Origin of the sequence: Oleispirillum naphthae, assembly GCA_027864655.1 — a bacterium.
GTDB classification, from domain to species: Bacteria; Pseudomonadota; Alphaproteobacteria; order Rhodospirillales; family Rhodospirillaceae; genus Oleispirillum; species Oleispirillum naphthae.
Genome location: JAQAZG010000011.1, coordinates 1 through 11,155 on the forward strand (window position 1 = coordinate 1; position 11,155 = coordinate 11,155).

An 11,155-nucleotide genomic window follows, 5' to 3' on the forward strand; every position below is an offset into this window, starting at 1 on the left:
GACACCCTGGTCCACCTGCACGTGCACGCCACCACCGGCGTCACCATGGTCTCCCTGATGAAGGCGATCGAGGCGGGGGTGGACATCATCGACGCCTCGATCAGCGCGCTGTCGCTCGGCTCCGGCCACAACCCCACCGAGGCGGTGGTGAAGATGCTGGAGCATACCGGCTACGCCACGCGGCTCGACATGGACCGCCTGCTCAAGGTGAAGAGGCACTTCGCCGCGGTGCGTCCGCGCTATCGCGAGTTCATGAGCGAATTCTCCGGCGTGGACACGGAGATTTTCGACAGCCAGATACCCGGCGGTATGATCTCCAACCTCGAAAGCCAGATCAAGGGCCAGGGCGCCTCCCACCGCCTCGGCGAGGTTCTGGCCGAGGTGCCGCGGGTGCGCGCCGACTGCGGTTTCCCGCCTCTGGTCACCCCGTCGAGCCAGATCGTCGGCACCCAAGCGGTGTTCAACGTACTGATGGGCCGCTACAAGATGCTGACCACCGAGTTCATCAACCTGATGCTCGGCTACTACGGCGCCACCCAGGGCGAGAAGAACCACGAGGTGCTGCACAAGGCCCTGGCCCAGTCGAAGAAGCCGCCGATCACCGAGCGCCCCGCCGACCTCCTGAAGCCGGAGTGGAACCACCTGCGCGACCATGCGCTGGCGCTCGAAGGCTGCAACGGTTCGGACGAGGACGTGCTGACCTTCGCGATGTTCCCGCAGGTTGCGCCCAACTTCTTCCAGACGCGCCCGGAAGGGCCGAAGCGCCTGGGCAAGGACCCGGTGAAGACGACGATCGCGGCCCCGGTGGCGACCCCGGTGGACGAGACCAAGGTGTGCCGCAGCCCGCTTACCGGCATCGTGGTGCGGATCGCCGCGCAGCCCGGCCAGGCGGTGGAGAAGGACGCGCCGCTACTGGTGGTGGAGGCGATGAAGATGGAAACGGTGGTCGCCGCGCCGTTCGCCGGAACGGTGAGGAGCATCGACGCGGCCAAGGGCGAAGGCGTCAAGGAGCAGCAGGTGCTCGTCACCTTCGCATAGGCCGAAGCAACATGAAACGCCCGGAGGACGGCGTTCCTCCGGGCGGTTTCGCGTCAGTGCGCCGCGGCCCAGGTGCGGCCCTTTCCGGCGTCCACCACCAGCGGCACGGAGAGCGTCACCGCGTTTTCCATCACCGGCTTGATCAGGGCGACGAGGGCGTCGGCGTCGGCCGCCGCAACCTCGAACACCAGTTCGTCGTGCACCTGGAGGATCGCCTTGGCGGCGAGGCGCGACTCGGCGAGCGCGGCGTCCACCTCGATCATCGCGCGTTTCATGATGTCCGCCGCGCCGCCCTGGATCGGCGCGTTGATCGCGGCGCGCTCGGCGAAGGCCTTCTGCGCCGGGTTCTTCGCGGCGATGCCCGGGGTGGCGCACAGCCGCCCGAAGGGGGTGCGTACGTGACCGTGGGCGCGGGCGAACTCCTTGGTGGTTTCCATGTAGGCGCGGATTTCCGGATAGCGGGCGAAGTAGGCGTCGATGTAGGCGCGCGCCTCGGACTGCGGAATGTCGAGCTGGCGTGCCAGGCCGAACGGCGAGATGCCGTAGATGATGCCGAAGTTGATCGCCTTGGCGCGGCGGCGCAGCATCGGGTCCATGCCCTCGACCGGCACGCCGAAAACCTGCGAGGCGGTGGCGGCGTGGATGTCCGCGCCGCCTGCGAAAGCCGCCTTGAGCGCCGCGACGTCGCCGACGTGGGCCATCAGGCGGAGTTCGATCTGCGAGTAGTCGGCGGAGACCAGCAGGTTGCCCGGCGCGGCGATGAAGGCCTCGCGGATGCGGCGGCCCTCCTCGGTGCGGATCGGGATGTTCTGTAGGTTGGGGTCGGTGGAGGAGAGCCGCCCGGTGGAGGTGATGGTCTGCGCGAAGGTGGTGTGGACGCGCCCGGTCTTCGGGTTGATCTGGCTGACCAGGGCGTCGGCATAGGTGGATTTGAGCTTCTGCAACTGCCGCCAGTCGAGCACGCGGGCGGGCAGGTCGTGGCCCTGCGCGGCGAGGTCGTCCAGCACCTCGGCGTCGGTGGACCAGGCCCCGGTCTTGCCGCTCTTGCGGCCGCCGGTCAGGCTCATCTTGTCGAAGAGAATCTCCCCCAGCTGCTTCGGCGAGCCGAGGTTGAACGCCTCCCCGGCGAGGGCGTGGACCTCTTTCTCCAGCGCCGCCATGCGGGTCTCGAAATCGCGGCTCATCGCGGCGAGGGCTTTGTCGTCCACCGCCACGCCTTCCTCCTCCATGGTGAAGAGGATGGAGACGAGCGGCCGGTCGTAGCGCTCGTAGATCGCGACCCGCCGCTCCTGCAACAGGCGCGGGCGCAACAGCGCATGCAGGCGGAAGGTGACGTCCGCGTCCTCGGCGGCATAGGCGAGAGCGGCCTCCAGCGGCACCTTGTCGAAGGTGATCTGGCCCTTGCCCTTGCCGCACACCTCGGAGAACGGGATGGTCCGATGCCCGAGGTGGAGGAGCGCCAGCTCGTCCATGCCGTGGCCGTGGGCCGCGCCGTCCAGCGCATAGGACATCGCCATGGTGTCGTCGATGGGGGCGACGGCCAGGCCCTCGCCCGCCAGCACGTGCATGTCGAACTTGATGTTGTGGCCGATCTTCAGCACGCCCGCGTCGGCGAGCAGGGGCTTGAGCAGCGCGACGGCGCGGTCCACGGGCACCTGTTTCGGCACGGCGACGTGGGCGGAGCCGAAGTCGAAGCCGCCGTCGGCGGGCTGCGCCTCGATCAGGCCGTGGCGCAGCGGGATGTAGCAGGCCTCGCCGGGGGCGACGGCGAGCGACACGCCGACGAGGCGCGCGGTCATCGGGTTCAGCCCGGTGGTCTCGGTATCCACCGCGACGCGGCCGAGGTCGGCGGCGCGGGCGATCCAGCGGGCGAGCGCCGCCTCGTCGGCGACGAGCTCGTAGCCCGCGCGGTCCACCGGCGACGGCGGCGGCACCGCGACGGCGGCCTCGGCGGCGGCGGCGGTGCGCCCGGCGGGGGCGGAGCCGTTGCCGACTCGGGTCATCAGGCTGCGGAAGCCCTGCGCCTGGAGGAAGTCGCGCAGCACCGCGGGGTCGAAGCCGGGAATCTTCAGGTCGCCGGGGCCGACGTCGAGCGGCACGTCGCGGTCGAGCGTCACCAGGCGCTTCGAGACGCGGGCGAGGTCGGCATGGTCGATCAGGCTCTGGCGGCGCTTCGGCTGGCGGATCTCCCCGGCGCGGGCGAGCAGGGTTTCGAGGTCGCCGTACTCCGCGATCAGCTGCGCCGCGGTCTTCACGCCGATGCCGGGCACGCCGGGCACGTTGTCGCTGGCATCGCCCGCCAGCGCCTGCACGTCGATCACCCGGTCCGGGGAAACGCCGAATTTCTCGCGCACCGCGTCGATGTCGATGTCGCGGTTCTTCATCGGGTCGTAGAGGGCGACGCCCTCGCGCACCAGCTGCATCAGGTCCTTGTCGGCGGAGACCACCACCACGTCGAAGCCTGCCGCTGCGCCCCTCTCCGCCAGGGTGGCGATGATGTCGTCGGCCTCGAAGCCCTCCTTCTCCAGGCTCGGCACCTGGCAGGCGTGGGCGGCCTCGCGGATCAGCGGGAACTGCGGGATCAGGTCTTCCGGCGGCGGCGGACGGTTGGCCTTGTAGTCGGGGTAGATGTCGTTGCGGAAGGTTTTCCTGGCCGAATCGAAAACCACGGCCAGGTGGTCCGCCTTGAGGTCGGCGATCAGCTTCAACAGCATCGCGGTGAAGCCGTAGACGGCGTTCACCGGGGTGCCGTCCGGGCGGGTCATCGGCGGCAGGGCGTGGTAGGCGCGGAAGATGTATCCCGAGCCGTCCACCAGGTGCAGGGTGGGCTTGCCGCTCACGCCGCGGCCCCGGCCTTGGAGTCCGCGGTGAAGACCTTGCCGCAATAGGGGCAGACGGCGCGGCCGTCGGCAAATTCCAGATAGACCTTGGGGTGGCCCAGCGCGCCGCCGCCGCCGTCGCAGGAAACGGCGCGGTGCTGGTGGGCGGTGTCGCGGGGGGTGGAGGCGGTGTCCGTCATCGTCGATCCTTCGTGTCTCTGCGGGCGGGGCCATCATAGACCGGCTTTCCGGCGGATGCCAGAATCCGGGGAGACTTGACAGGTGGGCACGGCGTGCCTTTCTTGGGAGGCACCTTCACAGCCGGTTTTTGAAAATCATGCCCGTTCCGCCGGAGTCCGCCCTCGTCATCTCCGATCTCTGCAAGACCTACCGCGCCCGCGACGGCAGCGGCCTGCGCGCCGCGTTGAAGAACGTCTCCTTCGCGGTGCCGCGGGGGTCGATGTTCGCGCTTCTCGGCCCCAACGGCGCGGGCAAGTCCACGCTGATCAACATCATGGCCGGCCTGGTTTCCAAGACCGCGGGGTCGGTGACGATCTGGGGCCACGACATCGACGCCGACGGCCGCCAGGCGCGCCGCGCCATCGGCGTGGTGCCGCAGGAATTGAACCTCGACCCCTTCTTCACGCCGCGCGAGACGCTCGACGTGCAGGCGGGCTATTACGGCATCCCCAGGGCGGAGCGCCGCACCGACGAGATTCTCGAGACCGTGGGCCTCGCCGACAAGGCGGACGCCTACGCGCGCACCCTTTCCGGCGGCATGCGGCGGCGGCTGCTGATCGCCAAGGCGATGGTGCACAACCCGGAGATCCTGGTCCTCGACGAGCCCACCGCCGGGGTGGACGTGGAGCTGCGCCAGCACCTGTGGCAGACCATCGGCGAGATGAACGCCCACGGGCGGACCATCCTGCTCACCACCCACTACCTGGAAGAGGCGCAGGACAACTGCGAGACCATCGCCATCCTCCGCCACGGCGAACTGGTCGCCTGCGAGCCGCGCGAGCGCCTGCTCTCCCGCCTTACCGAAAAGCTGGTGAAGGTGCGCTTCGCCGCCGACCTTGCGGCGCCGCCGCAGGCGCTGGAGGCGTTCCTGCCGCAGGCGGCGGACGCGCGCACCCTGGTCTTCCGCGTCCAGCGCGGCGACGGGGCGGTGGCGGCGCTGCTCTCCGCGCTCACCGGCTGCGGCGCGGCGGTGGAGGACATCTCGACGGTGGAGCCGGACCTGGAGGACGTGTTCCTCCGCCTCACCCGCGACGAGACCCCGGCCACCGTGCCGATCTGAGCGCGGCTTTATTGCGGTTTGATGAACTCTGCATGCCCGCGGCCGCCGCGCCTGGACAACGCGGCGGCGCGGGGGCCATGTCTCCTTGCGGATGTGTGACGCAGGGATGACGCCATGCGGGTTCTGATCGTCGAGGACGACGCCGAGACCATCGACTTCATTTCCAAGGCGCTGCGCGAAGGCGGCTATCAGGTCACCGGCGCGCGCGACGGCGCGGAGGGGCTCTACCTCGCGCTGACCGAGAGCTTCGATCTGCTGGTGCTCGACCGCATGTTGCCCGGCCTCGACGGCCTCGCCCTCCTGGAAACCGTGCGCAAGGCGGGCAAGGCGGTGCCGGTGTTGATCCTCTCCGCGCTGGCGGACGTGGACGACCGCGTCGGCGGCCTGCGCAGCGGCGGCGACGACTACCTGTGCAAGCCCTTCGCCATCGCCGAGCTGATGGCGCGCATCGAGGCGCTGTTGCGCCGCGGCGCCAAGCCGGTGGCGGAAAACGTGATGCGCGTCGGCGACCTGGTGGTGCAGCCGCAGGTGCGCGGCGCGCGGCGCGGCGGGCGCGCCCTTTCCCTGCAGCCGCGGGAATACCAGTTGCTCGAATACCTGGCGCGCAACGCCGGGTCGGTGGTGACCCGCACCATGCTGCTCAACGCGGTGTGGGGCTACGACTTCGACCCCCAGACCAACGTCATCGACGTGCACATCAGCCGCCTGCGGCAGAAGGTGGACAAGGGCTTTGCCGTGCCCCTGATCGCCACGGTGCGCGGCGCGGGGTACATGCTGCGTGTTCCGGACTAGCGTTCTCTCCGCCAAGACCTTCTGGTGGACCTTCGCCCTGGTGGTGCTGTTGACCGCGGGCGGGGCGTTCGGCCTGCGCGCGCTCTACCGCTCGGCGGAGCAGGTGCTGGACGCCGACGTGCGCGCCGAGATCGAGGACGAATTGCAGCGTCTGGAGGAGGTGCACGCCGACCGCGGCGCGGACCGCCTGCGCCGCGCCGTGGCGGAACGCATCTTCCTGTTCCGCGAGCGCGCGCCGTTCTACCTGCTCGCCGATTCCACCGGCCTGCTCTCCAGCGCCGCCGCGCCGCCGGGCATCGAGTCGCTCGCCCCCGGCTGGCATGTTTTGGCGCTGCCGGGGCGGCCGGTGCTGGCGCGGCTCGACGTGCTGCCCGGCGGCGCGCGGCTGCTGGTCGGGCGCGGCCGCGGCGACCGCGCGGCGCTCGACCGCATCGCCGGGCTGACCGTGGCGGTGGCGGCGGGCGGCACCCTGCTGCTCGGCCTGGCGGCGAGCTGGCTGATCGGCCGCTCGGTGATCGGCCGCCTGGAAAGCATCAACCGCCTGACCGGGGAGATCATCGCCGGGCGCTTCGACGGCCGCCTGCCGGGGCGCGCCCAGGAGGACGAATTCGGCCGCCTCGCGGCGCACATCAACGCGATGCTCGGCTGCATCGAAAGGCTGGTCGCGGCGCAGCGCACCGTCACCGCGGAGATCGCGCACAACATGCGCACGCCGCTCACCCGCCTGCGCGGACGGCTGGAGGAAGCCGCCCGCCTGCCCGGCGCGCCGGAGGCGGCGCGCGCCGCGCTGGAGGCGGGCCTGGCGGAGACCGACACCATCATCGCCAACTTCAACGCGCTCCTGGGCATCGCGCGGCTGGAAGCGGAAACCGGGCAGGCGGACCTCGCCGAGGCGGCGCTGACGCCGTTGGTGCAGGACGTCTGCGATCTCTATGCGCCCTTGGCCGAGGACCGCGGCATTGCGCTTGCCCTCGACTGCGACGAAACCGTGCGCGCCCCGGCGGATGCGCGCCTGCTCTCCCAGGCGGTGGCCAACCTTCTCGACAACGCGGTGAAATACGCTCCCGCGGGCGGGCATGTGCGGGTTTCGGTGCGGCAGGGACCGGAGGGGGCGGAGATTGCGGTGGCCGACGACGGCCCCGGCATTGCGGCGGCGGCGCGCGAGCGGGTGCTGATGCCCTTCGTGCGCCTCGACGCCGCGCAGGGGGTGCCCGGCTCCGGCCTCGGGCTTGCCGTGGTCGCGGCGATTCTGGCGCGCCACGGCGGGCGGCTGGCGCTCGCCGACGCTGCGCCGGGGCTCGTCGCCACCCTGGCGCTGCCTCAGCCGAAGCGCCCGGTGATGTAGTCCTGGGTGCGCTTTTCCTGCGGATTGCTGAAGATCGCGTCGGTGGGGCCGCACTCCACCATCTCGCCCAGGTACATGAAGGCGGTGCTGTCGCCGATGCGCGCCGCCTGTTGCAGGTTGTGGGTGACGATGATGATGCAGAAGTTGGTGCGCAGTTCCCAGATCAGCTCGTCGATCTGCGCCGTGGAGATCGGGTCGAGCGCCGAGGCGGGCTCGTCGAGCAGCAGCACGTCGGGCTCGATGGCGATGGCGCGGGCGATGCACAGGCGCTGCTGCTGCCCGCCGGAGAGCGACAGGCCGGAGGTCTTGAGCTTGTCCTTCACCTCGTTCCACAGCGCGGCGCGGCGCAGCGCCCGCTCCACCACCTCGTCCATCTCCGGCTTGCGCAGCCTGCGGCGCAGGCCGACGGGGAAGGCGATGTTGTCGTAGATGCTGGCGGGGAAGGGCGTGGGCTTCTGGAACACCATGCCCACCTTGGCGCGCAGCGCGGTGAGGTCGCCGTGGCGGCGCAGGATGTTCTCGCCGTCGAGGAGGATCTCGCCGCTGGTGCGGTGGCCGGGGTAGAGGTCGCAGATGCGGTTGATGGCGCGCAGGAGCGTCGATTTGCCGCACCCCGAGGGGCCGATCAGGCTGGTGACGTGGTGGTCGGGAAAGTCGATGCAGACGCTCTTCAGCGCCTGGTTGGCGCCGTAGTGGAAGTCGAGGTTGCGCACCGAAATCTTGGCGGAGGCGGGTTGGGTCATCGGGGTCCTCATCGACGGCGCCGCGCGAGAAAGCGCGCGCAGATGTTGAGCAGAAGAACGCTGGCGCTGATCAGGAGCGCGCCGGCCCAGGCGAGTTCCTGCCAGTCGGCATAGGGGCTCATCGCGAACTGGAAGATCACCACCGGCAGGCTGGCGGTCGGCGCGTTCATGCTGGAGGAAAGGAACTGGTTGTTGAGCGCGGTGAAGAGCAGCGGCGCGGTCTCGCCGCTGATCCGCGCCACCGCCAGCAGGATGCCGGTGAGGATGCCGACGCGGGCGGAGCGCCAGGCGACGGAGACGATGAAGCGCCAGTAGGGAATGCCCAGCGCCACCGCCGCCTCGCGCAGCGAGGCGGGGACCAGGCGCAGCACGTCCTCGGTGGTGCGTACGATCACCGGCACCGCGACGAGAGCCAGCGCCAGCGCCCCCGCCCAGCCGGAGAAGTGGCCCATCGGCACCACCATGAGGCTGTAGACGAACAGGCCGATGATGATCGACGGCGCGGAGAGCAGGATGTCGTTGATGAAGCGGATGGCGTGGGCGAGGCGCTCGTGGCGGCCGTATTCGGCGAGGTAGGTCCCGGCGAGCACGCCGAGCGGCGCGGCCGCGGCGATGCCCGCGCCCGACATCGCGAGGCTGCCGAGGATGGGGTTGAGCAGGCCGCCCTTGCTGCCGGGCGGCGGCGTGGTGAGGCGCAGGATGTCCCAGGACAGCGCCGCCCCGCCGCCGAGGATGAGCCGCCAGAGAATCAGCGCCAGCGCCAGCAGCGCGGTGGCGGCCGCGCCGCCGCACAGCCCCATGAGAATGCGGTTGCGCCAGCGGCGGCGCGCCGACAGGGCGAAGCGGTCGGTGCGGCTCATCGCGCGTCCCCTTTCTCGATGTGGCGCAGCATCAGGCGGGCGAGCGCGAGCACCACGAAGGTGATGACGAAGAGGATGAGGCCGAGCGCCTGTAGCGAGGAGAGGTAGAGGTCGCCCACCGCCTCGGTGAACTCGTTGGCGAGGCTGGCCGAGATGGTGGTGCCCGGCGCGAACAGCGAGGCGGACACGCGGTGGGCGTTGCCGATGACGAAGGTCACCGCCATGGTCTCGCCGAGCGCCCGGCCGAGGCCGAGCATGGAAGCGCCGAGAAGCCCGGCGCGCCCCTGCGGCATCAGCACGTTGCGGCAGACCTCCCAGGTGGTGGCGCCGACGCCGTAGGCGGCCTCGCGCAGGAACGGATCGATGGCGAAGAACACCTGGCAGGCCACCGAGGCGATGAACGGCAGGACCATCAGGCCGAGGATCAGCCCGGCGGTGAGGGTGCCGATGCCGAAGGGCGGCCCCTGGAACAGCGCGCCGAGCAGCGGCAGCGGCCCGAGCCGGTCGATGAGGAACGGCTGCACGTGGTTGGCGAGGAAGGGGGCGAACACCAGGAGCCCCCACATGCCGTAGATGATGCTGGGCACCGCGGCGAGCAGTTCCACCCCGACGATCAGGCTGGTGCGCAGGCGATGCGGGCAGATCTCGGTGAGGAAGAGCGCGCTGCCGACGGCCAGCGGCACCCCCACCAGCATGGCGATGAGCGAGGTGATCAGCGTGCCGAAGATCGGCGCGACGGCGCCGAAGCGCTCGGTCACCGGGTTCCACACCTGGGTGGTGAGAAAGCCCGGGCCGAAGGCGGCAAGCGCAGGGGCGGCGTTGACCGCCAGCACCACGAACACCGCGAGGAGAAAGCCCGCGACGGTGACCGCGGCGGCGCGGCAGAGCAGGCGGAAGGCGTGCTCGGAGGCGGGGGTGCGGCCATTATCCGCGCAGGCCTCGGGCAAGGGCGGTTCAGTCCGCATGGGTACCCTCGAAAAGCGGCAAAAAACCGCGACGGGACGGGGTCCCGCCGCGGAGGTCTTACCGGAGTTACTTTACTTCGCCGGCCAGATCGCCTTGCCGTCGGCCGACTTGATCTGCTCGGTCCACACGCCGGCCACCATCGTCGCCACGTTGGCGGGCATCGGCACGTAGTCGAGCGCTTCAGCCATCTTGCCGCCGTTGGCGTAAGCCCAGCTGAAGAACTTCAGCACCTCGGCGGCGCGCGCCGGGGCGGCCTGCGAGGCATGCATCAGGATGAAGCTCGCGCCGGTGATCGGCCAACTGGTCTTGCCCGGCTGGTTGGCGAGCACCAGGCTGAAGCCCGGGGCTTGCGCCCAGTCGGCGTTGGCCGCCGCGGACTGGAAGGTCGCGGAGCTCGGCTTGACGAACGCGCCGTCCTTGTTGGAGAGCTGGGTGTAGGCGAGCTTGTTCTGGAGGGCGTAGGCGTATTCCACGTAGCCGATGGAATCCGGGGTCTGGCGCGCGAAGTTGGCGACGCCCTCGTTGCCCTTGCCGCCGATGCCCGCCGGCCACTCGACCGCGGTGCTGACGCCGACCTTGTCCTTCCATTCCGGGTTCACCGCGGCGAGGTAGCTGGTGAACAGGAAGGTGGTGCCCGACCCGTCGGAACGGTGGACCACGGCGATCGGCTTCTTCGGCAGCTTGAGGCTGGGGTTGAGCTTGGCGATCTCGGGGGCGTTCCAGGTCTTGACCTTGCCGAGGTAGATGTCGGCGAGGACCTTGCCGGAGAGCTTGAGCTCGCCCGCCTTGACCCCCGGAACGTTGACCACCGGCACCACGCCGCCCATGATCATCGGCCACTGCACGAGGCCCGAGGTCTTGAGGTCGTCGGGCTTGAGCGGCATGTCGGAGGCGCCGAAATCGACGGTCTTGGCCTTGATCTGCTTGATGCCGCCGCCGGAGCCGATCGACTGGTAGTTGAGGCTGATGCCGGTCTTGGCCTTGTAGGCCTCGGCCCACTTGGCATAGACCGGGTAGGGGAAGGTGGCGCCGGCGCCGGTCATCTCGGCGGCCTGGGCGGAACCGGCGAGACAGAAGGCGCCCACGGCGGCCGCAATCGCCGCGCCACGGACGGAAGAGGGAGCAAAACGCATCGGAGTCTCCGTTTGCTGGGTGACGTGCGGAGCGCAGGGGCGATCCGCGCGGAAAACCCTATGTGCGGCAGATGAAGGGCCTCCGTCCGGAAGATGAACTCTCGGTAATCTTGTGCGAACTTCATCCAACCGTCACAAACGCCGCGGCGGAACGGGGTT

The 11,155-nt window shown here is 70.1% G+C and carries 10 protein-coding genes; 4 read left to right on the forward strand and 6 right to left on the reverse strand.

The annotated features are described in order from the left end of the window. On the forward strand, positions 1-1,038 hold a 1,038-nt coding region (locus tag O7R11_RS11875), incomplete at its 5' end, for an acyl-CoA carboxylase biotin carboxyl carrier protein subunit (RefSeq protein WP_337997740.1). Between the two features lie 53 nt (positions 1,039-1,091). On the opposite strand, the gene polA is transcribed toward O7R11_RS11875, so the two are convergent. Next, complete coding sequence (polA, locus tag O7R11_RS11880; protein ID WP_337997741.1) at positions 1,092-3,878, reverse strand: DNA polymerase I; 2,787 nt, start codon at positions 3,876-3,878, stop codon at positions 1,092-1,094. Continuing rightward, on the reverse strand, positions 3,875-4,057 hold the full coding sequence (locus O7R11_RS11885) for a zinc-finger domain-containing protein (RefSeq protein WP_337997742.1): 183 nt from the start codon (positions 4,055-4,057) through the stop codon (positions 3,875-3,877). The genes polA and O7R11_RS11885 overlap by 4 nt, the downstream gene beginning before the upstream one ends. Positions 4,058-4,194: 137 nt before the next feature. On the opposite strand from O7R11_RS11885, the gene O7R11_RS11890 reads away from it, so the two are divergent. The 3 genes from O7R11_RS11890 to O7R11_RS11900 all read left to right on the forward strand — a co-directional run bounded on the left by O7R11_RS11890 (position 4,195) and on the right by O7R11_RS11900 (position 7,294). Then, complete coding sequence (locus tag O7R11_RS11890) at positions 4,195-5,157, forward strand: ABC transporter ATP-binding protein (protein ID WP_337997743.1); 963 nt, start codon at positions 4,195-4,197, stop codon at positions 5,155-5,157. A 114-nt stretch (positions 5,158-5,271) separates the two neighbouring features. Further along, on the forward strand, positions 5,272-5,949 hold the full coding sequence (locus O7R11_RS11895; protein WP_337997744.1) for a response regulator transcription factor: 678 nt from the start codon (positions 5,272-5,274) through the stop codon (positions 5,947-5,949). Next, entirely contained in the window at positions 5,936-7,294 is a 1,359-nt protein-coding gene (locus O7R11_RS11900) for a sensor histidine kinase (RefSeq protein ID WP_337997745.1), read from the forward strand. The genes O7R11_RS11895 and O7R11_RS11900 overlap by 14 nt, the downstream gene beginning before the upstream one ends. Here O7R11_RS11900 and pstB read toward each other — a convergent pair. The 4 genes from pstB to pstS form a co-directional block, all read right to left on the reverse strand. Then, on the reverse strand, positions 7,270-8,037 hold the full coding sequence (gene pstB / locus O7R11_RS11905; protein ID WP_337997746.1) for a phosphate ABC transporter ATP-binding protein PstB: 768 nt from the start codon (positions 8,035-8,037) through the stop codon (positions 7,270-7,272). The genes O7R11_RS11900 and pstB overlap by 25 nt on opposite strands. Positions 8,038-8,045: 8 nt before the next feature. Next, complete coding sequence (gene pstA / locus O7R11_RS11910) at positions 8,046-8,897, reverse strand: phosphate ABC transporter permease PstA (protein WP_337997747.1); 852 nt, start codon at positions 8,895-8,897, stop codon at positions 8,046-8,048. After that, a complete protein-coding gene (pstC, locus tag O7R11_RS11915; RefSeq protein WP_337997748.1) occupies positions 8,894-9,862 on the reverse strand; it encodes a phosphate ABC transporter permease subunit PstC in 969 nt (322 codons plus the stop codon). The genes pstA and pstC overlap by 4 nt, the downstream gene beginning before the upstream one ends. 72 nt (positions 9,863-9,934) lie before the next feature. Beyond that, positions 9,935-10,996, reverse strand: coding sequence for a phosphate ABC transporter substrate-binding protein PstS (gene pstS / locus O7R11_RS11920; protein ID WP_337997749.1), 1,062 nt, complete (start codon positions 10,994-10,996; stop codon positions 9,935-9,937). Between the last annotated feature and the right edge of the window lie 159 nt (positions 10,997-11,155).